Source organism: Variovorax sp. ZS18.2.2, assembly GCF_024701975.1.
GTDB lineage: Bacteria > Pseudomonadota > Gammaproteobacteria > Burkholderiales > Burkholderiaceae_C > Variovorax.
In genome coordinates this window covers 91,142-115,582 of record NZ_JANLNM010000006.1, presented here as the reverse complement: position 1 = coordinate 115,582, position 24,441 = coordinate 91,142, and the positions used below count along the sequence as shown (strand labels likewise).

Genomic DNA, 24,441 nt, shown 5'->3' with positions numbered 1-24,441 from the left:
GCCATGAGCTGGACCCCGAAGAAACCCATCGCTCCCGCGGAGCTGCAAGCCCTGCTGCTGGCCGAGCCCACCGTCGAACTCGCGCTGCTCGACGTGCGCGAAACCCGCTGGTTCGTGCAGCGCCATCCCAACCTCGCGCGCAACGCGCCGCTCAGCGGGCTCGAACTGCAGATCGGCGCGCTCGTGCCGCGACGTTCCACGCCCGTGGTGCTCTACGACGACTACAACGCGCCCGACGGCGCCGCACAGGCTGCGTCGGCCCTGCTTGCGCGCCTGGGCTACACCGACGTGCGCACGCTCGACGGCGGCCTGCAGCGCTGGGTGACCGAGGGCCTGCCTGCCATCGACGGCTACGGCACGCTGGTCAAGGCCTTCGGCGACCGCGCGCGGCTGCACTACGGCACGCCGGCCCTCCACATCGACGCCCTGCGCGCACGCCAGCGCGAAGGCCTGCCGACCACGCTGGTCGACGCCCGGCCGCGCGCGGAATTCGAATTCCTCTCGCTGCCCGGCGCGCGCAACCACGCCGGCACCGAGCTCGCGCTGCGCCGCTTCGAGGCGGGCGATGCGGCGCATGTCTGGGCGATCAACTGCTTCAGCCGCACGCGCGGCATCGTCGGCGCCACCACGCTGCGGCTGCTGGGCCGCGCGCCCGATGCGGTGTTCGTGGAGGACGGCGTGATGGCCTGGGGCCTGCAAGGTGCGCCGACCGTGCAGAACGCCACGCCCGACGACGAGCTGCCGCCCGAATCGCCCGAGGTCCTGCGCCGCATTGCCGACGAGTTGCTCAAGCGCTTCGCCCTTCCCGTGGCCGACGCCGCGCAGCTCGCGAGCTGGCGCGCCGACGACACGCGCAGCCTCTACATCTTCGATGTGCGACCCACCGTCGACCCGGCCTTCGCAGACACGGCGGTGCAGCAAGTCCCCGGCGGCCAGTTGTTCATGCACTTCGAGAACCTCATCGGCACGCGCGGCGCCCGCATCGTGCTGATCGACGATCCCGCGCACCGCCTGCGCGCCGCGGTCACGAGCTTCTGGCTCACGCAACTCAACCAGGCCGAGGTGTACGTCTACGACGGCGCGCTGTTGCCCGAACAGGCACCTCCCGCGCAGGCGGCCACGGTGACGGACGCACCCCCACCGCTGAACCCCGAAGCACTCGCGCAGCTGCGCAGGAACGGCGCGGTGACGGTGATCGACGTGGGCGCCAGCCTCGACTACGAACGCGGCCACCTGCCCGGCGCGCTCTACATGCTGCCGGCCTCGCTGGGCCCGCTCGCCTCGCACGCCGTGGCCGGCCGCACGCTGGTCTTCACCTCGCCCGACGGCGCGGCTGCACGCCGTGTCGCGCGCGATGCGCAACAGCGCTGGCCGGGATCGGGGGCGGTGTTCACCTGGCTCCAGGGCGGAACAGGGGCCTGGAAGGCGTCAGGACGGCCGTTGTCGACCGCGTTCGTGCCAGCCCAGCTCCTCACCCCCTTCGACGACGACTGGGGCTCGGTCATGCGCGTGTTCGGCCCGCGCCGCGATGCGGCCTGGGCCGATTACCTCGCCTGGGAGCGGGCGCTGGCCGAGCGGGTCCTGCAGGACCCGTCGGTGCGCTTTCGCTTCTTCCCTACCGGGCAGGTGCCGGGTCAGGCAGCTCGATCTTGATGTCGAGCACTTCGAGGTTGTCCTGGGTTTCCAGGTGCACCTTGATGTCGTCGGGATTGATCGACACGTACTTGGAAATCACCGCCACCAGCTCGCGCTGGAGTTCGGGCAGGTAGTCGGGGCGCTTCTTGCCGCTGAGGCTGGAGCGCTCGTGCGCGAGGATGATCTGCAGGCGCTCTTTGGCGACGCTTGCAGTCTTCTTCTTCTCGCCAAGCAGGAACGAGAGAAACGACATGCCTACTTGCCTCCGAAGATCCGCTTGAAGAAGCCCGGCTTCTCGGCGTCGACGAAGCGCATGGGCTTCTCCTCACCGAGAAAGCGCGCCACCACGTCGCTGTAGGCCTGCGCCACGTCGGTGTCCTTGTCGTGGATCGCGGGCACGCCCTGGTTGGAGGCATGCAGCACGCTTTCCGACTCGGGGATCACACCGATCAGCTTGATGCGCAGGATGTCCTGGATGTCTTCCAGCGAGAGCATCTGGCCGCCCGCCACCCGGTTCGGGTTGTAGCGGGTGATCAGCAGGTGCTCCTTGATCGGCTCGCTGCCGTCCTTGGCGCGCTTGGTCTTGCTGCTGAGCATGCCCAGGATGCGGTCCGAGTCGCGCACCGAGGAGACCTCGGGGTTGGTCACCACCAGCGCCTCGTCGGCGAAGTGCATCGCCATCATCGCGCCGGTCTCGATGCCCGCGGGCGAGTCGCAGATGATGTATTCGAAGTCCATTGCGGCCAGGTCGTTCAGGATCTTCTCGACGCCCTCTTGCGTGAGCGCTTCCTTGTCGCGCGTCTGCGAGGCGGCCAGCACGAACAGGTTGTCGCACTGCTTGTCCTTGATGAGCGCCTGGCTCAGGTTGGCCTCGCCCTGGATCACGTTGATGAGGTCGTACACCACGCGGCGTTCGCAGCCCATGATCAGGTCGAGGTTGCGCAGGCCCACGTCGAAGTCGATCACGGCCGTCTTCTTGCCCGCCAGCGCGAGGCCGGATGCGAAGCTGGCGCTGGTGGTCGTCTTGCCGACGCCGCCCTTGCCCGAGGTCACCACCACAATTTTGGCCATGGCCATTCCTTCTTGTTTCGATTCTGTTGTTGGTTTCAGAGCGCCGCGTCCGTCAGGGAATCGCGTCGATCACTAGCTTTTTGCCGTCCAGGCGCACCTGCGCCGACTTGCCGAGCACCGGGTCCGGCAGCGGCACTTCGTTGGTGCGGTAGATGCCGGCGATGGCCACCAGCTGCGCTTCCATGCAGGTGGAGAAGATGCGCGCCTCGGTGTTGCCGCGCGCGCCCGCAATCGCCTTGCCGCGCAATGGCGCATACACATGCACGTTGCCGTCGGCAATGACTTCGGCGCCGAAGCTCACCACCGCCGTCACCACCACGTCGCCGCCGCGGGCGTAGACCTGCTGGCCCGAGCGCAGCGGCTTGTCGATCAGGAGCGTGCCGTTGGCCGGCACCGGCACTTCGCGAATGATCTGGGGGGCTTGCGTCGCGGCCGGGGCCTCGGCCGGCGGGGCGGGGGCCCGGGGCGCGGGCGCGGCGGGCATGGCGGCCAGCGAAAGGCCGGCTTCGCGCGCCGCGGCATTCTGGGCGGCATTGCCGCCACGCACCGCGATCGGCTGGGTCTGGTGGCGCGCCAGCAGGCTGCGCAGGGCCGCGAAGTCGAGCTGGGCGGTGGCTTCGCCATCCTCGTCCTGCTCGGGCAGCTGCGAGAGGTCGATCACCACCGGCTCCTGCTCGAAGAAATCGGGCGAGTCGGCCAGCTGGGCGTCGAGCGCCTCGGCCAGCACGTCCAGGTCGGACGTCTTGAGGATCACTGCAATCAGCGGCAGCGTGGCGCTCTTGAATTCGAAAACCGCCTTGGTGCGCGCGGCGGAGACATCGGCCATTGGGAAAACGTCGGTGCGAAAAGCGTTGGAGTCTAACGGGCGCGGGCTTCCGGGCGGTGACCGGGCCCGGCCCGATCCGCTCCAGACAACACTTCTTGCATGACGTTACGAGGCAAACGCCCGAGATTGCGCGCACTTCGCGCCGCGCTGCCGACCCCTCAGTTCTTTGTCTTGCCCAGCAGTGCGTAGAGGATGATCGCGCCGAAAGTCGCGGTCCCGATGCCGCCGAGCGCGAAGTCGCCGAACTTCAGCGTGAAGTCGCCGGTGCCGATGATCAGCGTGATCGCCGCCACGATCAGGTTCTTGTTCTGCGAGAAGTCGACCTTGTTGTCGACCCAGATCTTCGCGCCCGCAATGGCGATCAGGCCGAACACCACGATGCTCACGCCGCCCATCACCGGCAGCGGAATCGCCTGGATCAGCGCGCCGAACTTGGGGCTGAAACCCAGGATGAGCGCGATGACCGCCGCCACCACGAACACCGCCGTCGAGTAGATGCGCGTGGCCGCCATCACGCCGATGTTCTCGGCATAGGTGGTCACGCCCGTGCCGCCCGCGGCGCCGCTCACCACGGTGGCGATGCCGTCGCCGATGAAGGCGCGGCCCATGTAGGGGTCCAGGTTGCGGCCGGTCATGGCGGTCACCGCCTTCAGGTGGCCGAGGTTTTCCGCCACGAGGATGATCGCCACGGGCGCGATGAGCAGCATCGCGTTGGCCGTGAACACCGGCGTGGTGAAGGTCGGCAGGCCGAACCAGGCCGCGTTGGCGATGCCGCTCAGGTCCACCGGCTTGCCCATGCCCAGCAGGTTTGTCAGCACCGCATAGACCACCGTGGCCAGGATCAGCCCGACCAGGATCAGGAGGCGCTGCAGCATGCCCCGCGCGAACACCGCCACCAGCCCGACGCACAGGAAGGTCACGGCCTGCATCCACGAATCGAAGTTGCTGGCCGCCATGTTCTTGATCGGCACGGCCGCCAGGTTCAGCCCGATCACCGCCACCACCGCGCCGGTGACCACGGGCGGCATGAAGCGCTCGATCCAGCCCGTGCCGATGGCCTGCACCAGCGCCCCGATCAGGATGTAGACCACCCCGCAGGCCACGATGCCGCCGAGCGCCACCGCGATGTTGGCGTTGGGACCCTTGCCCGCGTAGCCGCTGGCCGCGATCACCACGCCGATGAACGCGAAGCTCGAGCCCAGGTAGCTGGGCACCTTGCCGCCGGTGACGAAGTAGAAGATCAGCGTGCCGATGCCGCTCATCAGGATCGCGATGTTGGGGCTGAAGCCCATGAGGATCGGCGCCAGCACGGTGGCGCCGAACATCGCGATCACGTGCTGGATGCCCATCGCGCCGGTCTGCAGCCAGGGCAGCCGCTCGTCGGGCGCGATGACCGCGCCGTCGGCCAGTGTGGACACCGGCTTTTCAGTCCAGTTGAACATTGCTTGTCTCCTCTTGTTGGTTGTGGCGGGCGCCCCGCGCGCTCCGGGGCGTGATTGTGGTCGATGAATCCCGCGCTGAACACACCCGCAAGAGAAGAGAAGAAGGAACCATGCGGACGGGCCCGCCGTGCCCGGCTCAGAAGGTGTGAAGAAACCGTAGCGAGCGGTTCGAGCTTGCGCCGAGGACCGGAGCCGTACTCTGTACGGTGAGGATCGCAGGTGCGAGATCGGACCGCGCAGTAGGTTTATTCACACCTTCTCAGCGCGGCTGCAGCACTGCCATGGTGATGCGCGAGACGCAGGTGAGCTCGCCCGCCTCGTTCGTCAGGTCGATCTGCCAGACCTGCGTGCTGCGCCCCCGGTGCACCGGTCGCGCGGTGCCGATGACCCAGCCGCTGGTGACCGAGCGGATGTGGTTCGCGTTGATGTCCAGGCCCACGGCGCGGTCGCCCTCGGGGGCCGAGTAGTGCGCGCCGCAGGAGCCCAGCGTCTCGGCCAGCACCACCGACACGCCGCCGTGCAGGATGCCGTAGGGCTGGCGGGTGCGTTCGTCGACCGGCGCGCGGGCGCGGATGAAGTCGTCGCCCACCTCCAGGAACTCGATGCCCAGCGTGGACACGGCGGTGCCGACGTGGTTGCGGGTCAGTGCTTCGACGGAGATCTCTTTTTTCCAGATACGCATTCGCTTCTTTCGAGGACAGGGTTTCAGAAACTATAGCGACGGCGGCTGACAACGGCAGTCGCCTTTGCGTGCTAAGTTGGACCGATGAAGCACCCCCTCCGACGCTGGCTCATCGGCATTGCCGCCGTCCTGTTGCTCGGCATCGGTGCGCTGGTGTGGTTCGTGAGCGCGCGGCTGCCCAGCGACGAGGAGGTGGCCGCGCGCATTTCCGAGGGCTTCGAGAAACGCTTCGGCGTCGGCTTGAAGGTCGGCGGCGCCCACTGGGCTCTCTTGCCGACGCCGGTGCTCGTGCTCTCCGACATCGCCACCGACCAGCCGCGCCCGGTCACCCTGCGACGCGTGACGGCGCAGCTCAAGCTCACCGAGTTGCTGCACCGCGTCATCGCCGTCGACGAACTGGAGATCGAAAGCCTCGTGCTGCCGCGCGAGTCGATACGCGCCTTCCGCGGCAAGGGCCCCAAGCCTCAAGAGGGTGGCAACGTCATCGCACTGCCCGCGCCCTGGACGCTCGCGCCCATTCCGCTGGAACTGGTGCGCTGGCGCGACGTGGTCTGGATCGACCGGCGCGACATCGCACTCGCCTACGACGGCGAGATCGCCTTCGACCCCCAGTGGCGTCCGCGCCAGGCCCGCGTCGAGCGCGCCGGAGCGACGCCGCTCGCGCGCCTGCGCCTGGACCGCGAAGCCGGGCAGGACCGCTGGCGCACCCGCATCGACGTGGGCGGCGGCACGTGGAACGGCGTCACGCTGTTCGAGACCGCCGCCGGCGGCAAGCTGCGCCTGTCGGCCGAACTCGATCCGCGCCAGGTCGACATCGAAGGGCTGGTGCAGGCCTTCGGGCGGCGCACCTCGGTGGCGGGCAAGGTCAACGGCCATTCCACGCTCGTGGCCGAGGCCGACGAGGCCAACGAGTTGGGCGCACTGATGCGCAGCATGCACACCCGCACCACCTTCTCGGTGCAGCCCGCCACGCTCACCAGGCTGGACATCGCCAAGGCCGTGAGCACCGTCGGCATCAGCCGCGGCGGCACCACGCCGCTGGACGAGCTCACCGGCACGCTCGACACCCAGGGCACCGAGGACGGCATCGTGATGCGCTACACCAACCTCAAGGCACGCTCGGGCGTGCTCACCGCGAGCGGCAACCTGCGGCTCTTCAATCGCAAGATGGAGGGCGATATCGCGGTGGACCTGGTCGATGGCGTGGTCGGCGTGCCGCTGAAGATCGGCGGCAGCGTGAGCGACCCCGAGGTGTCGTTGACCGGCGGCGCGCTCGCGGGCGCTGCGGTCGGCAGCGCGGTGCTGCCGGGCGTGGGCACGGCCATCGGCGCGCGCGTGGGGCAGCAGGTCGAGAAGCTGTTCGGCGGCGGCGAGCCCGAGAAGAAGCCGGCGCCGAAGCCGCGCAAGCCGCCGGCCTCGCAGCGCTGACGCCGTGCGTCAGGCCGGCTCCGGCTCGCCGGGCGGTTCGGCAATGGCAACGGGCTCGATGTCCTGTACGCGCGGCACCGGCCGCTCGCCGATCTGCTGGCGCCACATCGCGTAGTACAGCCCCTTGCCTTCGAGCAGCGCCGCATGCGTGCCGCTCTCGACGATGCGCCCCTTCTCCAGCACGTGGATCGTGCCCGCATGCATGATCGTCGAGAGCCGGTGCGCGATCAGGATGGTGATCTGCGTGCTGCGCGCCGAAATCTCGCGCACCGTGGCGGTGATCTGCTCTTCCGTCAGCGAGTCGAGCGCCGAGGTGGCCTCGTCGAAGATCAGAAGGCGCGGCTCCCGCACCAGCGCCCGCGCGATCGACAGCCGCTGCTTCTCGCCGCCCGAGAGCTTCATGCCGCGCTCGCCGATGGGCGTGTCCAGCCCCTCGGGCGACTTCTCGGCGAGGTACGCGCACGAGGCCTGCCGCATGGCTTCGAGGATCTCTTCGTCGGTGGCATCGGGCTTCACGAGCTGCAGGTTCTCGCGGATCGTGCCCGCGAAGAGATGCGTCTCCTGCGTCACGAAGCCGATCTGCCGGCGCGCCTGGTTGTAGCGCAGGTCGCGCGTCGAAATGTCGTTGTAGAACACCTCGCCGCTCGCGGGCGTGTACAGGCCCACCAGCAGCTTCACCAGCGTCGACTTGCCCGAGCCCGAAGGTCCGACGAAGGCGATGGTGTCGCCCAGGCCCGCCTCGAACGACACATCGTCGAGCGCGTTGTCCGTGGCGCCCTTGTGGCGAAAGCTCACGTCCGCAAAGCGCAGGTGGGTGACCGGCCCGATGCTGATCGGCGACTCGGGCCGCCGCTCGATCGGCTTCTGCATCAGCGCTTCGAAGTTCAACAGCGACGCCTCGGCTTCGCGCCACGCCAGGATGATGTTGCCCAGCTCCTGCAGCGGCGCGAAGATCGCGACCGAGATGAACTGCATCGCGATCAGCTCGCCCGTGCTCAGCACGTCGCGAAAGATCAGCCACAGCAACGCGAACAGCACCGCCAGCTTCAAGAGGCTCAGCGTCGTGCCCTGCAAGAACGACAGGAGCCGGATGCGCTTCACCTTCTGCATCTCGAGCGCAAAGATGCGCGTGGTCTGCGCCTGCAGCCGGCGGATCTCGGGAAAGGTCAGCCCCAGGCTCTTGATGAGTTCGATGTTGCGCAGCGACTCGGTGATGAAGCCCGAGTTGCGATTCGTCTCGCGCGTGATCGAGCGCTGCTGGGTCTTGATCTCGCGGCTCAGGAGGCCCGTGAGACCGCCCAGCACCAGCACGCCGATCAGGAACACCGGCACCAGCAGCCAGTGCTTGGTCACCGCATACCAGACCAGGAACCCGATGCCCACGATGGCCGCGAACGCGGTGTTGATGAAGGCATTGATGAAGCGCTCGCTGTCCGCGCGCACCTTCTGCAGCATCGATAGCGTCTCGCCGCTGCGCAGGTCCTCGAACTCGGGGAACTTCAGGCGCAGCACCTGCCGCAAGCCATCGTTGAAGATCTGCGTGCCGAACTTCTGCACCACCAGCCGGGTGATGTATTCCTGCAGCGCCTTCGCAAGCCGCGAGGCGATGGCCACGCCCACCGCGAGCGCCAGCAGGCGCAGCACGCCGGAGACCAGTTCTTCCTCGGTCTTGCCGTCGCGGTGGATGGCGTACCGGTCGATGATCTTGCCGAAGATGATCGGGTCGACCAGCGCCAGCACCTGGCTGATGCCTGCCAGCAAGAGGGCGAGCAGTGCGAGGCGCGCATGCGGCCTCAAGTAGGTCCAGAGGATGTGCATCGCGCCAGTATGCGACGCACGCCCCGCACTTGCGAAATCAGCCGAAGGCCTTGATCACCGCCGGCACCGTCAGCACAGCCGTGTAGTAGCCCATGAACTGCACCCCGGTGTTGAAGCCGATGGCGCGAGACAAGAGCCCGCCGAGCAGACCCATCGTGAGGATCACCAGCAGCCCGAGCAGCTGGCCTTCCCACACGCTGATCACCACGATCAATCCGACGAAGGTCGCGATAATCGCTTCGTGGCTCACCTTGCGCGAGACGAAGAGCGCCGCGCGGCGCGCGAAGTTCATCGTGAACGGATAGGCCACCAGCGCCGCGAGCACCACCGCCAGCATGCCGTAGCCGAGGAACTCCCAGTGGTTCAGCAGGTTGTGCAGGTTGTGGGTCTGGCCCGTGGCCGAGTCGATGGTGAACACCGGTGGCGCATTGAAGAGCGGCGCGGCCGGGCCGGCCGCGACGGGGCTCAGCGGCAGGCCGATGGCGATCAGCGGAATCAGCGCCTCGGCGATGTAGGTCGCCTCGGTCACGCCGTTGCGCGCGGCCAGCGTGGTCGTGAGGCGGTGGTACGCATGCTTGATGCGCGAGCCGACCAGTTCGCCCAGTACCACCGTCATCGCGACCGGGCTGAACACGAAGGTGGCGCTGGAGATCGTGGCGGTCGCGAAGGTCCATTTCACCTGCGTGCGGTCGAGCACCTTGAACGGGTTCGGGAAGTAGCCCGTCCAGCCCTTCACATCGGGAGCGAGCGAGAAGGTGCGGACCTTGTCGCGCTTCATGCGCGCACGCGCCGCGGGCGAGATCACCGAGAACAGGTCGGCCACCAGCGGCCCGATCGCGATGCCCAGGAAGTAGCTGATGCTGAGCTTCACGCCGTACTTGCCGGTGAGCGCCTGCAGCGCCACGATCACCATCACGAACGGCACCAGCGTGGCGACCGACGCCCAGCGACCGCTCGAGAAGTAGGCGATGGCCACGGCCGCGACCACGAAGATCCACGGCGCTGCCTTGGTGATCGCCGCGCCGTAGGGCGCGAGCAGCACCGCGAACAGCACGGCCAGCGGCACCGCGATGAAGGCCGCGATGATCGCGCCCGACACCATCTTGCGCAGCGCGATGTGCGGCACGCCCAGGTTGCGCAGCACGTTCGCGTCCTGCAGCAGCGGCGTGGCCATGGTGTCGCCCGGAATGCCGAGCAGCGCAGTGGGCACCGCATGCGTCATGTGCTTGGCGACCGCGGCCGCGAGGAAGAAGGTGAACACGCCTTCGGGCGGCACGCCCAGCAGCACCACCAGCAGCGTGAGCGGTGCGAGCGTGGTGGTTTCGTCGGTGCCCGAGACGAGGCCGATGGCCGCGAACACGATGGCGCCCACGAGGCCCATGCCGGTGGCGACGAGGATCTGGTTGAGAAGCGCGGCTTCGATCATGGTGCGGCTCCTTCGGTATTGCGAGCGCGGGGCTTGTACGACGCGAACAGGTCGTAGATTTCCAGTTCCTTCATCTCGCGCACCACCGATGGCGGCAGGTCGTCCACCGAGCCCAGGTCGCCGTGCTCGCCGGCCAGTTCGGCCAGCACTTCCTCGCGCCAGCGCGGATCGGGGTCGGTGCCCTCGACCACTTCGCGCTTCGGTGCAAAGAGCTTGGCGCAGATCACGCCCGAGACCACGCAGCCGCCGAGGCCCGCGAGCATGGCGTAGGCGCGCGCCAGCTCGGGTGTGCTCACCACGCTCGCGAGCACGCGGCTTGCTACGAGGTAACCCGTTAGGCTCACGACGACGCCGATGACGATCGACCAGGCGAGGTGGCCCAGGTCGGCGGTGTCGCCCCATATCTCCACCAGCCGCCAACGGGCGGGCGTTGCACTGTCTGCGTTCATTTCCTGATGTCTCCGTCTTTGGTTATGTGACGGCCGCCTGCGCGGCCGCCGCGGTTTCGGCCGCGGTCCGTCGTGCGGGGCTCTCCCGCGTTAGCTGCTTACTTCTTGCGCAGCGCTTCGAGCAGCGCCACGGCGCGGTCGGTGCGCACGTCGTGCTCGGCGGCCATCTGCCTGGCGATGCTGTCGATCTCGTCGCCGGTGGCGCCCGCGACCAGTGCGATGTTGCGGGCATGCAGCGCCATGTGGCCGCGCTGGATGCCTTCGGTGGCAAGCGCGCGCAAGGCGCCCAGGTTCTGCGCGAGGCCGACGGCGACCGCGACTTCGCCGAGCTCCTGCGCGGACTTCACATCGAGGATCTTCAGCGCGAGCCGCGCGAGCGGATGCGTCTTCGTGGCGCCGCCAACGAGGCCCACTGGCATGGGCATCTCGATCGTGCCGACCAGCGCGCCTGTCGTGTCCTTCTCCCACGTGGTCAGTGAGGTGTAGCGGCCACTGCGGCAGGCATAGGCATGCGCGCCGGCTTCCACCGCGCGCCAGTCGTTGCCGGTCGCGACGATCACCGGGTCGACGCCGTTCATGATGCCCTTGTTGTGCGTGGCTGCGCGGTAGGGGTCGATGGCCGCGAAGGTGTACGCATCGATCACACCCTCGACCACCTCTTCGCCGCTGCGCTCGCGCGTGGCCAGCACGGAAGGTGCGAGCCGCACGCGCGCACGCGCCAGCCGCAGGTCCGCCAGGTTCGACAGGATGCGCAGGAGGACCGTGCCGCCCGTGAGCTTCTCGACCAGCGGCGACACCGCCTCGGCCATGGTGTTGACGGTGTTCGCGCCCATCGCGTCGCGCACGTCGACGATGAGGTGCATCACCACCATCGCGCCGCGCGGCGTGTCGCCGAACACATGCACCTCGATGTCGCGGCAGCCGCCATCCAGGCCGATCAGCACCTTGTCGCGGCTGTTCGCCACGGCCAGGATTTCTTCGCGCGCACGCAGCAGCGCGAGCCGTGCGCCGTAGGGGTCGGTGATGCCGATCACCTGCACCTGGGCGCGCATCAGCGGCCCGGTGCTCGAGGCCTCGAAGCCGCCGCCTTCGCGCGCCAGCTTGGCCATGAAGGAGGCGGCGGCCACCACCGAGGGCTCTTCCACCGCCATCGGCACGAGGTAGTCGCGCCCGTTCACGGTGAAGTTGCCGGCCACGCCCAGCGGCAGCTCGAAGGTGCCGATCACGTTCTCGACCATGCCGTTGGCGCGGTCCACGCTCAGCGCGCCGGGCTGGGCGAGCAGCGCCACCTCGTCGTCGGTGAGCGATGCGGCCTTGGCAATATGGGCAAAGCGCTGCGCGGGCGTGAGTGCGCGGAAATTGGGAATGCGGGAGTCGGCGACCATCGTTGCTTGTCTCTTGGGAAGATGAATTCGGGAGCAGGCAATTTAGGTCGGCTGTACCGCCGGCGGAAGGCACAGTTTGGCGGGACAGTGCGGACAGTGACCCGTTGAAGCGGCCCGCTGTGTCACAGTCCCGGCCCATGACCACGATCGCCGATTCGCTCGCCGACACCCTCGCGCGCCAGATCGCGAGCGGCGCCTACAAGGCCGGCGACAAGCTGCCGTCGCTGCGCGAACTGGCGCAACTGCACAGCTATGCCAAGAACACCGTGGTGGCCGCGTTCGAGCTCTTGGTATCGCGCGGCCTCGTCGAACCACGGCGCGGCTCCGGTTACTTCGTGCTCGCGCAATCGACGGCACCCAAGCCGCCCGAGGAAGACGCGGGAAGCCTCGGCCGTGCGATGGACATCGTGTGGCTCATGCGGGAGCAGCTCAAGACGCAGCCCGATGCGGTCGCCGTGGGCGACGGCTTTCCGCCCGTCGAATGGCTCGCCGACGTGCGGCTGGACAAGTACCACCCCAAGGTCGTGCGCACGGGGCTCGGCGCGCTGTTCCGCTACGGCAGCCGCTTCGGCTATGCGCCACTGCGCGACCACCTCGTGCGCAAGCTCGCGGACTTCGGCATCGGCGCCGAGCCGCGGCAGATCGTGCTCACGCACGGCGCCAACGAGGCGATGGACATCGTCATCCGCTACTTCGTGCCGCCCGGCGGCAAGGTGCTGGTCGACGACCCGGGCTACTACCCGCTGTTCGGCAAGCTCAAGCTTGCGGGTGCGCAGATGCTGGCCGTGCCGCGCCTGGCGGACGGACCTGATCTGGACGTGCTGGAGCAACTGCTCATCGCCGAGCGGCCGCGCCTCTTCTTCACCCAGTCGCTCGCGCACAACCCCACGGGGTCGGACATCTCGCCGGCCAAGGCCTTCCGCGTGCTGCAGCTCGCGCAGAAATACAACCTGCTGATCGTGGAGAACGACCCGCTGGCCGACTTCAAGCCGACCGCGTTGCCGCGGCTCTCGGCGCTCGACCAGCTGGAGCGCACCATCTACATCGGCAGCTTCTCGAAGTCGTTCTCCGCGGCGCTGCGCGTGGGCTTCATCGCCTGCGGGGCAGACCTCGCGAGCGACCTCGCTGACCTGAAGGCACTGATCCACGTGAGCAGCTCGGAATACAGCGAGCGCACGGTCGATGTGATCCTGAGCGAGGGCCACTACCAGCGGCACTTGAACCGCCTGCAGACCCGCCTGGGCGAGGCCACGCGCAAGGCGCTGCAGCTCTTCGATTCGGTCGACGCGGAGGTCTTCGCGCGCACCCCGCAGTCGCTCTACATCTGGGCCGCGCTGCCCGGCGTGGGCGACTCGCTGGCGTTCGCGAAGGAGCTGCTGCCGCGCAAGATCGTGATGGCGCCGGGGCGCATCTTCAGTGTCGATTCGACGCAGGTCTCGCGCTGGTCGCGCTTCAATGTCGGCGCAATGGCCGATCCGCGCTTCGCGAAGGCGCTGCGCACCGCGCTGCGGCGTCGTACGGGCGCCTGAATCAGCCCTTGAAGGCGCCGTGCCGCCCCGCGCCGCCGGCGAAGCGCGCGGCGCCGGCTTCGCCTTCGGCAAAGACGATCGGCACGCCCTGTGCGCCTTCGCGCCGCAGCGCCTCGGCCAGCGGCAGGTCCCACTGTTCGTAAGCGGATCGGCGGTCGGCGAGCATGCATTGCTGCGGGAACGCGGCGATCTGGAGTGCCAGTTCACGCGCCGCGGCGAGCGCGCCGCCCGGCGGCGTGACGCGGTTGACCAGGCCCATCGCCAGCGCCTCGGCCGCGGAGACCGGCCGTCCGGTGAGGATCATGTCGAGCGCGCGCCCCATGCCCACGATGCGCGGCAGCCGCACCGTGCCGCCGTCGATCAGCGGCACGCCCCAGCGGCGGCAGAACACGCCGAAGACTGCATCGTCATCGGCCACGCGCAGGTCGGCGAGCAGCGCCAGTTCGAGGCCGCCGGCCACTGCATAGCCGTTCACCGCTGCAATCAGCGGTTTGGACAACGCCATGCGCGTCGGCCCCATCGGTCCGTTGCCGCCGCCTTCGGGATCGAGTTCGTTGCGCTCGTCCGGGTTGCCGACTGCGCCCAGGTCGGCGCCGGCGCAGAAATGGCCGCCCGCGCCCGTGAGGATCGCCACGCGCAGCGCATCGTCGGCCTCGAAGCGTTCGAAGGCCTCGCGCAGTTCGGCGGCCACGATGCCGTTGACGGCATTGCGCTTGTCGGGGCGGTTCAGCGTGAGGGTGCAGACCGCTCGATCCGTGTCATAGCTCACGTATTCCATAGCCATGGATGCATTCCCTTGGAGGCAAAATTACTTACTCAATCGCTCTAGGTCATCGTAGGAAATATTTCTCCGATGTGCAAACGTGGAAAAAATATGCAATGTCCCGGTCGCCATTCCCAGCGCGCCGGACCTGATCCTCGACCTGCTCGTCGCGCACGGCGGCATGCTGAGCGCGCAGTCGCTGTGCCGCGCCGGCGCCCTGATGGGCATTGGTGAATCGACGCTGCGCGTGGCCCTCACGCGGCTCGCGAGCGACGGCAAGATCGAACGCAGCGAGCGCGGCAGCTATGCGCTCAACCGCGCGGGGCCGGCGCTGTCGCGCGCGGTCGATGGCTGGCGGCAGCGCGGCGCGCAGGCCGTCGCGTGGCGCAACGACTGGCTCGCGGTGCACGACGCGGGCGTGCCGCGTTCTGACAAGACGGCCTGGCGCCATCATGGCCTGGCGCTGTCGCTGCGCGGCTTTGCCCCGTTGCAGACCGGCTTGCACATCCGGCCCGACAACCTGAGGGGCGGGCTGGCGGCCGAGCGCGAACAGCTGCAGGGTCTGGGCCTGTCTTCGAAGGCGCTGGTGTTCCGCCTCGCCGACATGGACGAAGCCACGCAGGCCGCCGCGCGCAAGCTGTGGAACGTGCGGGCGCTGGCGGCCAGCAGCCAGCGCCTGCAGACCGGCATCGAGCGCAGCGAGAAGCGGCTGGACAAGCTGCCGCTCGAAGCGGCGGTGCGCGAGTCGCTGCTGCTGGGGCGCGCGGTCATCGCGCACCTCATCCGCGATCCGCTGCTGCCGGCCGAACTCATGTCGCCGGCGCCGCGCGCCGCGCTGCAGACCGTCACGCGCCGCTACCAGGACAAGGCGCGCAAGTTGTGGCGCGAGTGGTTCACACTGCCCTAGCGTGAACAAGCGCCGGTGCGTCGGGTCCGGGTGTTTCAAATCTCCGGACCCCAATCGTCATGTCATCGATGGACTTCCCTGTTTCAAGGAGCAATCGACATGGCATCACTTCGTCCCGAATCGGTCATCCTGGGGGAACCGCTGGTATCCAACCGGTCTTCCCACAGGTGGACATTGGACCGCCCCGCGCAGAAGATCAACTTCGAATCGCCGGACATCAACTGTCAGGCGTCGGCCGGACTGCACGGCACCGCGAACGAGGTGGTCGATGGCTGGCTGCTGGGATTCGTTCAACTTCAATTCATCGAAACGAACTACGCAACCTATCGGGGAAGGAGCTCCCGCGATGGTGGCTCGAAGCACTCCTGGAGCCACAACGTGCTGTGCCGCGATACGGACGAAAAATGCCCGGGCCTGTTCTACGACCCGCAGAAGAAAAGAACGCCCGCGCAGTTCCGCGGAGTCTGCGCGCCGACCCGGCTGGATGCCACCGGCAGGGTGGACATGGAGACGGGTTTCGGCGACGCCCCGCTGCAGAGATTCGACACCGTGGTGACCAACACCACCACCGGCCGCCCGAACTTCCTGCACCACGCGGACATCGCCTTCCATTTCTGCACGATGCTCGTGGTGGGCGACCCGCTGCATCGCTTCACGGTGCTCAGGCATTTCTACTGGAACGTTCGGTGGGAAGCCCACTTCGCGCCCGGGGCGGACGATGCGCCGCACGAGACCCGCAGGGACCATTTCGACATCAACGTGCAGCGCCATGTCCACAGCGGCATACCGAACGATCCCCGCTTCAGGGGACGGGTGTTCGACAGAAGCCTCAAGGTCGCCAACGACATGGCGGCCCGCAAGCCCGCGAAGCAGTTCAGCGCGGACTGGAGCATCACCTAAGCGGCGCAGGGCCTCATGCCAGCTCGTCGAACTGGACCACGCCTTCCTTCATGACCAGCGGAATGCGTTCGCCCTGTCCCAGCAGGCATTCGACGTCGCGCAGCGGATTGCCATCGACGACGAGGATGTCGGCCAGCGCGCCCGGTACCAGGCGGCCGAGCCGGTCGGGCATGCCCAGGACCTCGGCGCCGATCGTGGTCGCGCTCGCGATGGCCTCGGCTGGCGAGAGCACCTCGGCGCGCAGGCGGAATTCGTCGCTCTGCAGGCGCTGCGATTCGCCCAGCAGGTCGGAGCCGAAGCCCATCTTCACGCCGGCCTTCTTGTAGATCTCCAGCGAGCGCAGGCCCGCCTCGCGCACGTCGGCCACCTTGGCGACGCTTTCCTTGGGCAGGCCGAAGCTCTCGCCCTCGTTGGCCAGCGCGTCGTAGGTGACGAGTGTCGGCACCGCATAGGCGCCCAGCTCGGCCATCAGCGCGGCCGTGGGCGCGTCCACGAGGTTGCCGTGCTCGATGGTGCGCACGCCGCAGCGCACCGCGCGCGCGATGGCGGCGGCGGTGTAGGCGTGCGCCATCACGTAGGTGCCGCGGCCCGAGGCTTCTTCCACGATGGCGCGGATCTCGTCCTCGCTGTAGCCGAAGGCGCCCACCGGGTCGGTCGGCGAGGCGACGCCGCCGGAGGCCATGATCTTGATCTGGTCGGCGCCCATCTGCAGCTCTTCTCGCACGGCGCGGCGCACCGCGTCGACGCCGTCCACCACGCGCGCCAGCGCGCCGACGCGCACGCAGGTCGAGCAGGTCGCGGCCGGGTCGAGGAAGTCGGAGCGCCCGCGCATGTCGCCATGCCCGCCGGTCTGGCTCAGCGCGCGGCCGGAGACGAAGAGGCGCGGCCCTTGCGCGAGGCCGGCGTCCACCGCCTGCTTGAATGCGAAGCCCGCGCCGCCCGCATCGCGCACCGTGGTGAAGCCGCGGCGCAGCATGCCGCGCAGCATCGGCACGCTGCGCAGCGTGATGAGCACGTTGGGCATGTGGACCTGGCGCGAGAGGTTCAGCTCCACCGCGATCACATGCACGTGCAGGTCGATCAGGCCGGGCATCACCGTCTTGCCCTTCACGTCGATGACGCGCGCCGTCTTGCTCTGCAGCGGCTTGTCGGAGACCTCGCGTACCACGCCTTGCTCGACCAGGATGTCGTGGCCTTCCAGCAACTCGCTGCGCAGCGGATCGAGCAGGTTCGCGTTCTTGAAGAGGACCGTGTTCGTCATGCGATGGATTCCTTGGTCTGTTGCGCCATCACGGCCGGCACCGCCAGTTGCGCGAACACCCGCGCGAGCTCGACGTGGCCGTCGCCGTACCAGTTTTCCTCGTGCAGCATGTTGAGCGTGCCGAGCGTCTCGCCCTGCCAGCGCAGTGGAATGTTCAGCACGCTGCGGCAGCCCAGCGAGACGATGAGTTCGTGGTCGTAGAACACGTCGCGCAGGTCCTCGGCATTGCGGCCGATGTAGGGAAGGCCGCGCTGCATCACCTGCTGCATCCACGGCGAATCGGTGATGGGCTTGCGCCCGCCCACCGGGTAGGCCTCGCGCATGTTGGTGTACACGCGCTCCGATTCGCGCGCCTCGCGGTGGTGGACCAGGATGGTGAAGAGCCGGTGGCCGATGGTCGATGCGACCGCCTTGTCGATCGCATCGAAGGTGGCGTGCGGCTGGGTGGTATCGGCATGGGCGAGCGCCACGGCCGAAAGGGAATCCGTGAGGGAATCTTCGAGAGAGTTTGGCTGCATGGTTGTCGGAGGTCGTCAGGAAAGTTCACTGGCCGCGATGTCTTCGAGCGAGCGGCCGCGCGTGGGAATGCCCATGAACGTGACGGCCGCCGCGCCCAGCAGCAGCACCGCCGTCGTCATGCCGAACACGCCCGCGAAGCCGGCGGTCGGATAGATGAAGCCCACCAGGATCGGCGCCGTGATGCCGCCGATGCGCCCGATGGCCGAGGCCAGGCCCGAGCCCGTCGCGCGCACCTGCGTCGGAAACACCTCGGGCGTGTAGGCGTAGACGCCCGCGTAGGTGCCGTTCATGAAGAAGGACAGCAGCACGCCCGCGACCATGATCTGCGCGTCGCTGTGCGTGAACGCGAGGCCCAGCGCGCAGAGCCCGCCCAGCAGCATGTAGCTCACGATGGTGGCCTGCCGGCCGATGCGCTCGTTGAACCACGCGGCCGAGAAATAGCCGGGAATCTGCGCGATGTACATCACCAGCGAATAGCCGAAGCTCTTGGTGATCGTCATGCCGTTCTGGATCAGGAGGCTCGGGATCCAGGTGAAGAACGAGTAGTAGCTGAAGGTGATCGACAGCCACATCAGCCAGGTCATGGTGCTGATGCGGATGAGCTTGCTGGAGACCAGCGTCGCGTAGTTCTTCAGCAGGCTGCCGCGGCTCGTGCTGGGCGGCGGCGCGGCGACGTCTTCGGCGTTGAGCGCGGGCAGCGCGTGGCCGCGTTGCACGTGCTCGGACTCCATCGCATCCATGATCGCGTCCGCCTCGACGGCCCGTCCCTGGCTCTCGAGCCAGCGCGGCGACTCCGGCAGCGCGCGGCGCCACCACAAGAGGAGCACCACGGGCAGCGCGGTGATGAAGATGACGATGCGCCATCCCTGCGGGTGCGCCGGCACGATGAAGTAGCCCAAGAGGGCCGCGGCAACGAAGCCGAACGAGAAGAAGCCGGCCAGCGCGCCCGTGAAGGTGCCGCGGTAGCGCCGCGCCACGAACTCCGACAGGTAGGGCGCGATGATCGCGCTCTCGGCCCCGGCGCCGAAGCCGGCCACGATGCGCAGCGCGAGGAAGGCCGTCCAGTCGTTGACCATGCCGCTGAAGAGCGAGGCCACGCAGTAGATCGCGAGCGCCGACATCATCACCTTGCGCCGCCCGATCAGGTCGCCGCAGGCACCGGCCGCGAGCGCGCCGAAGAAGAAACCGATGAAGTTCGCGCTGGCCAGCACGCCGATCTGCACGCTGCTCAGCCCCCATTCGGTGCGCAGCACCGGCAGCACGAAGGCGATCACGGCGGCATCCATCGCATCGAAGGTGTAGCCGAGGCCCCCCATGAGGAGCAGGCGTCGATGGAAACCAGAGAAGGGCAGGCGCTCGATGCGCGCCGACAGCATGGTCATGGGGATCCCTCGGCTTCAGGTGGGGTGGGGGTGAAGCGGCAGATCGTAGGATCGGGGGGATATCACGGCAAATTTATATGCGTGATTGTGTTTATTGATCTGGTGAATAGATTGGACGCACGATGAACTACCGCAACGCCGATCTGAACCTGCTGAAGGTGTTCGAAGCCCTGATGACCGAAGGCAACGTCACGCGCGCGGCCAGCAAGCTGTCGCTGACGCAGCCCGCCGTCAGCAATGCGCTACGCCGGCTGCGTGACACCTTCGACGATCCGCTCTTCGTGCGCAGCGGCGCGGGCGTGAACCCCACCCGGCGCGCCATCGATCTCTGGGAGCCGCTGTCGCAGTCGCTGCATGCGATCCGGACGACGATGGACGACGAGCGCTTCGACGCGCTGCGCAGCACCGCGAGCGTGAGCATTGCGATGTCCGACTACGTGTCCTCGATCGTGGTGCCGCGGCTGGCGGCCCGGCTCGGCAAGGTCGCGCCCTCGATGCAGGTCCATGCCATTCCGAACACGCTGGTGGATTTCGGTCCGGTGCTGGCCGACAACAAGGCCGACTTCGCGATCAGCGTCTACAACGAGGAGGTGCGGCGGCCCGCGTTCCTCAAGTCGAGGGCGTTGTGGTCACCCGATTTCCTCTGCTTCATGCGCGCGGGGCATCCGCTGGCGCGCACGGGCAGGATTCCGCTGAAGAAGTTCCTGGCGGCACGGCATGTGGATGTGAGTCTGGTCGGCAAGACCACGCCGACCTACGACCTGTTCCTGCGCAGCCGCGGGCTGCAGCGCAACCTGGTCGCGACGGTGAACCACTACGGCGCGGCGTACGAGGCGGTGCGCCGCTCCGACCTGCTCGCAGTGCTGCCGTGGTCAGAGAAGTTCGAACCCTCGCGCCTGGCGGGCCTGCGCATGATGCCGGTGCCGCTGGAGGCGCCGCCGCGCATCATCGAACTGTTCTGGCACCAGCGGCACGAGACCTCGGCGCTGCACCAGTGGGTCAAGGAGACGCTGCTGGCGTTGTTCGAGCAGCCGTCCTGATCAGCCGCGCGGGCGCACAACCTGCGGGTCCTGGTGCGCCGCATGCAGGCGCGCCACATCGGCCGCACGCCGCGTGAGCACCGCGCGCTGGTTGATGTAGCCCTTGTCGGTGATCTCGCCCGCGTCGAGGCTGGGCGGCTCGGCCAGCACCAGCGCGCACGCCGGGCATTGCGACGAGCCCGCACCTTCATCGCGCAGCGAACGCAGCACGCCGGCGATGCGTTCGGCCAGCGCCTCGGGCGCGAGCGATGCGGCCTGCGGACTGGCGAACACCAGCATGCCGATCTCGTCGCGGTCGTGGCCGGTGAGCACCACGTCCTGCACATGCGGCGCGAGCAGCGACACCAGCTTCACGCGCAGCGTGCCCACCGAGACCCAGGTGCCGGTCGAGAGCTTGAAGTCTTCGGCCACGCGGCCGTTGAAGATCACGCCGTGCGCGGGCTCCGCGGCATTCGCGAGAAAGCCGGCATCGCCGATGCGGTAGTAGCCTTCTTCGTCGAAGGCCTCCGCGGTTTCACGTGGCGCATCGCGGTAGCCCGGGAACACCGAGACGCCCTTGACCCGCATCTCCAGCTTCTGGCCGTTGGGCACGAACTTGAGTTCGAGCCCCGGCAGCGGTGCGCCGATGCAGCCGGCACCGTCGAGCTTCCAGTGCGCGGAGGTGATGGCGGGCGAGGTCTCGGTCGCACCCCACGAGGTGGTGAGCCACAGCGGGCGCGTGGGCCGCACGCGCCGGGCCACCGCTTCGAGCCGCTGCCATGTCGAAGGCGCGAGCGCCGCTGCCGCATAGAAGGCGAGGCGCAGCCGCGAGAACACCTCGGTGGCGAGTGCGTCGTCGGCTTCGAGAAAGGGCAGCAGCATGTCGAAGCCGCGCGGCACGTTGAACAGCAGCGTGGGCTTCACTTCGCGCAGGTTGCGCACCGTCTTCTCGATCAGGCCCGGCGCGGGCCGGCCTTCGTCGATGTAGAGCGCGCCGCCATGGCACAGCACCATGTGCAGGTTGTGGTTCGCGCCGAAGGTGTGGCTCCACGGGAGCCAGTCGACCAGCACCGGTTTTTCCTCTGCGAGGAAGCGCCAGGTCTGCGCCATCATCTGCTGGTTGGCGCACAGCATGCGGTGCGTGTTGATCACCACCTTGGGCTTGCCGGTGGAGCCCGAGGTCAGCAGGTACTTGGCGTGGGTGTCGGCAAGGATCGTTGCGAAGGCTTCCATCACGGCCGGCGTTTCGCTGGCCGCGAGCAATTGGTCGAAGGCGATCGCACCCGGATGCGCGTCGGCGTTACGGCTGAACACCGTCACGGCCTCGACGCCGCAGCCCGCGAGTGCGCCGCCATACACCTTGGCGTCCGATGCGTAGATCAACGAAGGCCCGAGCGCCTTCAGCATGCCGTGCAGCCGCGACGGGTCCTTCGCCATGCGCGAGTACGCGCTCGAGAGCGAGCACGCGGTGCGGCCGATGTGCATCGTCGCGAGCATCAGCACCGCGTGGTCGATCGCGTTGTCCGAGAGGATCACGATGGGCTGGCCCGCAGGCAGCTTCAGGTCGAGCAGGCCCTGCGCGACCGCGCCGACGGCGTGGCGCAGCGCGCGGTAGTCGAGCCTGCGCCAGCCTTCGCCGCTCTCGTCGCGCTCCGCGAATGCCAAGGCGTCGGGCGTCTCGCGCGCCCAACGCTCGATCCATTCGCCGATGCAGCGCGCATAGGGCTTCAGCGTCTGCGGTGAGCGCAGCGCGAAGGAGCCGTCGTCGAAGTCGATGCGCACCGTGCGGGGCGGGGCGATCAGACGCTCGTCGTTGAGGAAATCGGTCATGTCAATCGAGTTTGCCGGTGTCGGCCTTGGCGCGAATCAGGTCTAACAGCAGGGTGTCGCGCGCGGCTTCGAGGTCGGCCGTGCGGCGCGTGCCCAGTTCCTCAGCGATGCCTTCGGCCACCTTCTGCTTGAGATCAGCCGTCATCGACGGCGCGCCCAGGTCCTTCCACCAGTCCTCGATCGGTCCGCCCAGATGCGCGAGCACATGTTCGATGCCGCCTGCGCCGCCCGACAGATGCAGGTTCATGAACGGCCCCATCACCGCCCAGCGCAGACCGGGGCCATGCGCGATCGCGGTGTCGATGTCCGCCACGCTCGCCACGCCTTCGTTGACGAGGTGGAAAGCCTCGCGCCACAGCGCAGCCTGCAGCCGGTTCGCGATATGCCCCTTGACCTCGCGCTTCACATGGATCGGCCGCTTGCCGATGGCCGCATAGAACGCCATCGTGCGTTCGATGACTTCGACTGACGTCTTCTCGCCGCCGATCACCTCCACCAGCGGAATCAGGTGCGGCGGATTGAACGGATGCCCGAGCACCACGCGCTGCGGGTGCGCGCAGCCCGACTGCACACCGCTGATCGCAAGGCCCGACGAGCTCGAGGCGAGGATGGTCTCCGGCGGCGCGGCCGCATCCATGCGGCGGAACAGGTCGATCTTGAAGTCCATGCGCTCGGGGCCGTTCTCTTGCACGAAGTCGGCCACCGATACCGCGTCTTCCAGGCTGTCGTGAAAGCGCAGCCGGTCCACCGAGGCGCCCTCGGCGAGGCCGAAGCGCTCCAGCGTCGGCCAGTGCTGCGCCACCGCATCGCGCAGCCGGCCTTCGGCGCCGGGCGACGGATCGGTCGCGTTCACGTCGAGCCCGTGCGCGAGGAAATACGCGGCCCAGCTCGCGCCGATCACGCCGGTGCCGACGACCGCGACACGTTGCACATTCAAGAGGGTCATGATTTCCACCGCGCGCAGCGGCTCTCTGCCTTCGTCGTCCATGCGGCCTCGCCGCGAATCGGCTCGACCACCTTGTAGTAGTCCCACGGTTCTTTCGATTCGTCGGGCGTCTTCACCTGCATCAGCTGCATGTCGTGCACCATGAGGCCGTCGTCGCGGAGCCACCCGCCCTTGACGAACATGTCATTGAACTTCGTCTTGCGCAATTGCGCCATCACCTTGTCGGCATCGTCGGTGCCGGCCGCCTTCACCGCCTGCAGGTACTGCAGCGCGGCCGAGTAGTCGCCGGCGTGGAAGGAGGAGGGCATGCGCTTGTGCTTGTCGAAGAAGCGCCGCGCCCAGGTGCGCGCTTCGGGGCTCTGGTTCCAGTACCAGCTGTCGGTGAGGTACATGCCCTGCGAGGTCTTCAGGCCCAGCGCATGCACGTCGTTGATGGTGATGATCATGCCGGCCAGCTTCATGTTCTTGCTGATGCCGAACTCGGCCGCCGACTTGATCGCGTTCACCGTGTCGCCGCCCGCATTGGCGAGCGCCAGCACCTGTGCCTTCGAGCCCTGCGCCTGCAGCATGAAGGACGAGAAATCGCTCGCGCCCAGCGGATGCTTCACGGAGCCCGCCACCGTGCCGCCGCTGGCAGCGATGATCTTGGCCGCATCGGTCTGCAGCGCGGCGCCGAAGGCGTAGTCGGCGGTCACGAAGTACCAGCTCTTGCCGCCCGCCTTGACCACCGCACTCGCGGTGCCGCGCGCCATGGCCACCGTGTCGTAGGCGTAGTGCACCGTGTACGGCGAGCAGTATTCGTTGGTGAGGCTCGAGGCGCCCGAGCCCACCACGAAGTACGGCTTCTTCTTGTCGGCCGCCACGCCCGCCATGGCAATCGCCGCGCCCGAGTTGACGCCCGCGATCAGCATGTCGACCTTCTGCACGTCGAACCATTCGCGCGCCTTGGCCGCGGCGATGTCGGGCTTGTTCTGGTGGTCGGCGGTGACCAGCTCGATCTTCCTGCCGTCGATGGCGCCGCCCATGTCGGCAATCGCCATGCGGATGGCCTCGGCGCCGGCCGGGCCGTCGTAGTCGCGGTAGATGCCCGACATGTCGCTGATGAAGCCGATGCGGATGGTGTCGTCCGACACCTGCGCCGAAGCGCCGGTGGTGGCGAAGGCGGCGCCCAGGGCGATGGCCAGCGCGGTGCGCGAGAGGTGAGTGTTCATGGTCTTGTCTCC

The 24,441-nt window shown here is 68.0% G+C and carries 22 protein-coding genes; 6 read left to right on the top strand and 16 right to left on the bottom strand.

The window, feature by feature from the left end:
- The first annotated feature begins 3 nt into the window (after positions 1-3).
- On the top strand, positions 4-1,653 hold the full coding sequence (locus NU688_RS22095) for a rhodanese-like domain-containing protein (protein ID WP_257862949.1): 1,650 nt from the start codon (positions 4-6) through the stop codon (positions 1,651-1,653).
- On the opposite strand, the gene minE is transcribed toward NU688_RS22095, so the two are convergent.
- The 5 genes from minE to NU688_RS22070 form a co-directional block, all read right to left on the bottom strand.
- Entirely contained in the window at positions 1,616-1,888 is a 273-nt protein-coding gene (gene minE / locus NU688_RS22090; protein WP_013538543.1) for a cell division topological specificity factor MinE, read from the bottom strand. The two genes, NU688_RS22095 and minE, sit on opposite strands and share 38 nt — an antisense overlap.
- Before the next feature lie 2 nt (positions 1,889-1,890).
- Positions 1,891-2,706, bottom strand: a complete 816-nt coding sequence (gene minD, locus NU688_RS22085) for a septum site-determining protein MinD (protein WP_257862948.1) — start codon at positions 2,704-2,706, stop codon at positions 1,891-1,893.
- Between the two features lie 52 nt (positions 2,707-2,758).
- The gene (gene minC, locus NU688_RS22080) at positions 2,759-3,532 is read right to left on the bottom strand and encodes a septum site-determining protein MinC (RefSeq protein ID WP_257862947.1); all 774 of its coding nucleotides are present in this window, start codon (positions 3,530-3,532) and stop codon (positions 2,759-2,761) included.
- A 158-nt stretch (positions 3,533-3,690) separates the two neighbouring features.
- The gene (locus NU688_RS22075) at positions 3,691-4,974 is read right to left on the bottom strand and encodes a solute carrier family 23 protein (RefSeq protein WP_257862946.1); all 1,284 of its coding nucleotides are present in this window, start codon (positions 4,972-4,974) and stop codon (positions 3,691-3,693) included.
- A 259-nt stretch (positions 4,975-5,233) separates the two neighbouring features.
- Positions 5,234-5,656, bottom strand: a complete 423-nt coding sequence (locus tag NU688_RS22070) for a hotdog fold thioesterase (protein ID WP_257862945.1) — start codon at positions 5,654-5,656, stop codon at positions 5,234-5,236.
- A gap of 84 nt (positions 5,657-5,740) precedes the next feature.
- On the opposite strand from NU688_RS22070, the gene NU688_RS22065 reads away from it, so the two are divergent.
- Positions 5,741-7,084, top strand: coding sequence for a hypothetical protein (locus tag NU688_RS22065; protein WP_257862944.1), 1,344 nt, complete (start codon positions 5,741-5,743; stop codon positions 7,082-7,084).
- Positions 7,085-7,093: 9 nt separating this feature from the next.
- Here NU688_RS22065 and NU688_RS22060 read toward each other — a convergent pair whose 3' ends face one another.
- The 4 genes from NU688_RS22060 to NU688_RS22045 all read right to left on the bottom strand — a co-directional run bounded on the left by NU688_RS22060 (position 7,094) and on the right by NU688_RS22045 (position 12,162).
- Positions 7,094-8,902, bottom strand: coding sequence for an ABC transporter ATP-binding protein (locus NU688_RS22060; RefSeq protein WP_257862943.1), 1,809 nt, complete (start codon positions 8,900-8,902; stop codon positions 7,094-7,096).
- Positions 8,903-8,939: 37 nt separating this feature from the next.
- Complete coding sequence (locus tag NU688_RS22055; RefSeq protein ID WP_257862942.1) at positions 8,940-10,328, bottom strand: tripartite tricarboxylate transporter permease; 1,389 nt, start codon at positions 10,326-10,328, stop codon at positions 8,940-8,942.
- On the bottom strand, positions 10,325-10,777 hold the full coding sequence (locus NU688_RS22050) for a hypothetical protein (RefSeq protein ID WP_257862941.1): 453 nt from the start codon (positions 10,775-10,777) through the stop codon (positions 10,325-10,327). Before NU688_RS22050 ends, NU688_RS22055 begins: the two co-directional genes overlap by 4 nt.
- A gap of 98 nt (positions 10,778-10,875) precedes the next feature.
- A complete protein-coding gene (locus tag NU688_RS22045) occupies positions 10,876-12,162 on the bottom strand; it encodes a hydroxymethylglutaryl-CoA reductase, degradative (protein WP_257862940.1) in 1,287 nt (428 codons plus the stop codon).
- Positions 12,163-12,299: 137 nt separating this feature from the next.
- On the opposite strand from NU688_RS22045, the gene NU688_RS22040 reads away from it, so the two are divergent.
- A complete protein-coding gene (locus NU688_RS22040; RefSeq protein ID WP_257862939.1) occupies positions 12,300-13,691 on the top strand; it encodes a PLP-dependent aminotransferase family protein in 1,392 nt (463 codons plus the stop codon).
- A 1-nt stretch (position 13,692) separates the two neighbouring features.
- Here the strand turns inward: NU688_RS22040 and NU688_RS22035 are convergent, their stop codons facing one another.
- Entirely contained in the window at positions 13,693-14,475 is a 783-nt protein-coding gene (locus NU688_RS22035) for a crotonase/enoyl-CoA hydratase family protein (protein WP_374684675.1), read from the bottom strand.
- Positions 14,476-14,554: 79 nt separating this feature from the next.
- Here NU688_RS22035 and NU688_RS22030 point away from each other — a divergent pair, with 79 nt between their 5' ends.
- Together NU688_RS22030 and NU688_RS22025 are read left to right on the top strand one after the other, a co-directional pair.
- Positions 14,555-15,361, top strand: a complete 807-nt coding sequence (locus NU688_RS22030) for a PaaX family transcriptional regulator (protein WP_257862938.1) — start codon at positions 14,555-14,557, stop codon at positions 15,359-15,361.
- A gap of 174 nt (positions 15,362-15,535) precedes the next feature.
- Positions 15,536-16,261: a hypothetical protein gene (locus NU688_RS22025; RefSeq protein WP_257862937.1), complete on the top strand. Its 726-nt coding sequence runs from the start codon at positions 15,536-15,538 to the stop codon at positions 16,259-16,261.
- A 13-nt stretch (positions 16,262-16,274) separates the two neighbouring features.
- On the opposite strand, the gene NU688_RS22020 is transcribed toward NU688_RS22025, so the two are convergent.
- The 3 genes from NU688_RS22020 to NU688_RS22010 are packed head-to-tail and all read right to left on the bottom strand — an operon-like array spanning position 16,275 to position 19,423.
- Positions 16,275-17,522, bottom strand: a complete 1,248-nt coding sequence (locus tag NU688_RS22020; protein ID WP_257862936.1) for an amidohydrolase family protein — start codon at positions 17,520-17,522, stop codon at positions 16,275-16,277.
- Positions 17,519-18,040, bottom strand: coding sequence for a GAF domain-containing protein (locus NU688_RS22015; protein WP_257862935.1), 522 nt, complete (start codon positions 18,038-18,040; stop codon positions 17,519-17,521). The genes NU688_RS22020 and NU688_RS22015 overlap by 4 nt, the downstream gene beginning before the upstream one ends.
- A gap of 15 nt (positions 18,041-18,055) precedes the next feature.
- On the bottom strand, positions 18,056-19,423 hold the full coding sequence (locus NU688_RS22010) for an MFS transporter (protein ID WP_257862934.1): 1,368 nt from the start codon (positions 19,421-19,423) through the stop codon (positions 18,056-18,058).
- Positions 19,424-19,545: 122 nt separating this feature from the next.
- Here NU688_RS22010 and NU688_RS22005 point away from each other — a divergent pair, with 122 nt between their 5' ends.
- Complete coding sequence (locus tag NU688_RS22005; protein ID WP_257862933.1) at positions 19,546-20,463, top strand: LysR family transcriptional regulator; 918 nt, start codon at positions 19,546-19,548, stop codon at positions 20,461-20,463.
- On the opposite strand, the gene NU688_RS22000 is transcribed toward NU688_RS22005, so the two are convergent.
- Genes NU688_RS22000 through NU688_RS21990 form a run of 3 tightly spaced genes read right to left on the bottom strand, consistent with a single transcriptional unit; the run spans position 20,464 to position 24,429 of the window.
- Positions 20,464-22,272, bottom strand: a complete 1,809-nt coding sequence (locus tag NU688_RS22000; protein ID WP_257862932.1) for a feruloyl-CoA synthase — start codon at positions 22,270-22,272, stop codon at positions 20,464-20,466. It lies immediately after the preceding gene.
- 1 nt (position 22,273) lies between these two features.
- The gene (locus tag NU688_RS21995) at positions 22,274-23,260 is read right to left on the bottom strand and encodes a 3-hydroxyacyl-CoA dehydrogenase NAD-binding domain-containing protein (protein ID WP_257862931.1); all 987 of its coding nucleotides are present in this window, start codon (positions 23,258-23,260) and stop codon (positions 22,274-22,276) included.
- Positions 23,215-24,429 carry an ABC transporter substrate-binding protein gene (locus tag NU688_RS21990; protein ID WP_257862930.1) on the bottom strand — a complete coding sequence of 405 codons (1,215 nt, stop codon included), beginning with the start codon at positions 24,427-24,429 and terminating at the stop codon, positions 23,215-23,217. The genes NU688_RS21995 and NU688_RS21990 overlap by 46 nt, the downstream gene beginning before the upstream one ends.
- Between the last annotated feature and the right edge of the window lie 12 nt (positions 24,430-24,441).

What these genes read in the sequence shown, in the direction of transcription:
- NU688_RS22095 (WP_257862949.1), top strand. Translation starts at nt 4, where the DNA reads ATGAGCTGGACCCCGAAGAAACCCATCGCTCCCGCGGAGCTGCAAGCC.
- minE (WP_013538543.1), bottom strand. Translation starts at nt 1,888, where the DNA reads ATGTCGTTTCTCTCGTTCCTGCTTGGCGAGAAGAAGAAGACTGCAAGC.
- minD (WP_257862948.1), bottom strand. Translation starts at nt 2,706, where the DNA reads ATGGCCAAAATTGTGGTGGTGACCTCGGGCAAGGGCGGCGTCGGCAAG.
- minC (WP_257862947.1), bottom strand. Translation starts at nt 3,532, where the DNA reads ATGGCCGATGTCTCCGCCGCGCGCACCAAGGCGGTTTTCGAATTCAAG.
- NU688_RS22075 (WP_257862946.1), bottom strand. Translation starts at nt 4,974, where the DNA reads ATGTTCAACTGGACTGAAAAGCCGGTGTCCACACTGGCCGACGGCGCG.
- NU688_RS22070 (WP_257862945.1), bottom strand. Translation starts at nt 5,656, where the DNA reads ATGCGTATCTGGAAAAAAGAGATCTCCGTCGAAGCACTGACCCGCAAC.
- NU688_RS22065 (WP_257862944.1), top strand. Translation starts at nt 5,741, where the DNA reads ATGAAGCACCCCCTCCGACGCTGGCTCATCGGCATTGCCGCCGTCCTG.
- NU688_RS22060 (WP_257862943.1), bottom strand. Translation starts at nt 8,902, where the DNA reads ATGCACATCCTCTGGACCTACTTGAGGCCGCATGCGCGCCTCGCACTG.
- NU688_RS22055 (WP_257862942.1), bottom strand. Translation starts at nt 10,328, where the DNA reads ATGATCGAAGCCGCGCTTCTCAACCAGATCCTCGTCGCCACCGGCATG.
- NU688_RS22050 (WP_257862941.1), bottom strand. Translation starts at nt 10,777, where the DNA reads ATGAACGCAGACAGTGCAACGCCCGCCCGTTGGCGGCTGGTGGAGATA.
- NU688_RS22045 (WP_257862940.1), bottom strand. Translation starts at nt 12,162, where the DNA reads ATGGTCGCCGACTCCCGCATTCCCAATTTCCGCGCACTCACGCCCGCG.
- NU688_RS22040 (WP_257862939.1), top strand. Translation starts at nt 12,300, where the DNA reads ATGACCACGATCGCCGATTCGCTCGCCGACACCCTCGCGCGCCAGATC.
- NU688_RS22035 (WP_374684675.1), bottom strand. Translation starts at nt 14,475, where the DNA reads ATGGCTATGGAATACGTGAGCTATGACACGGATCGAGCGGTCTGCACC.
- NU688_RS22020 (WP_257862936.1), bottom strand. Translation starts at nt 17,522, where the DNA reads ATGACGAACACGGTCCTCTTCAAGAACGCGAACCTGCTCGATCCGCTG.
- NU688_RS22015 (WP_257862935.1), bottom strand. Translation starts at nt 18,040, where the DNA reads ATGCAGCCAAACTCTCTCGAAGATTCCCTCACGGATTCCCTTTCGGCC.
- NU688_RS22010 (WP_257862934.1), bottom strand. Translation starts at nt 19,423, where the DNA reads ATGACCATGCTGTCGGCGCGCATCGAGCGCCTGCCCTTCTCTGGTTTC.
- NU688_RS22005 (WP_257862933.1), top strand. Translation starts at nt 19,546, where the DNA reads ATGAACTACCGCAACGCCGATCTGAACCTGCTGAAGGTGTTCGAAGCC.
- NU688_RS22000 (WP_257862932.1), bottom strand. Translation starts at nt 22,272, where the DNA reads ATGACCGATTTCCTCAACGACGAGCGTCTGATCGCCCCGCCCCGCACG.
- NU688_RS21995 (WP_257862931.1), bottom strand. Translation starts at nt 23,260, where the DNA reads ATGGACGACGAAGGCAGAGAGCCGCTGCGCGCGGTGGAAATCATGACC.
- NU688_RS21990 (WP_257862930.1), bottom strand. Translation starts at nt 24,429, where the DNA reads ATGAACACTCACCTCTCGCGCACCGCGCTGGCCATCGCCCTGGGCGCC.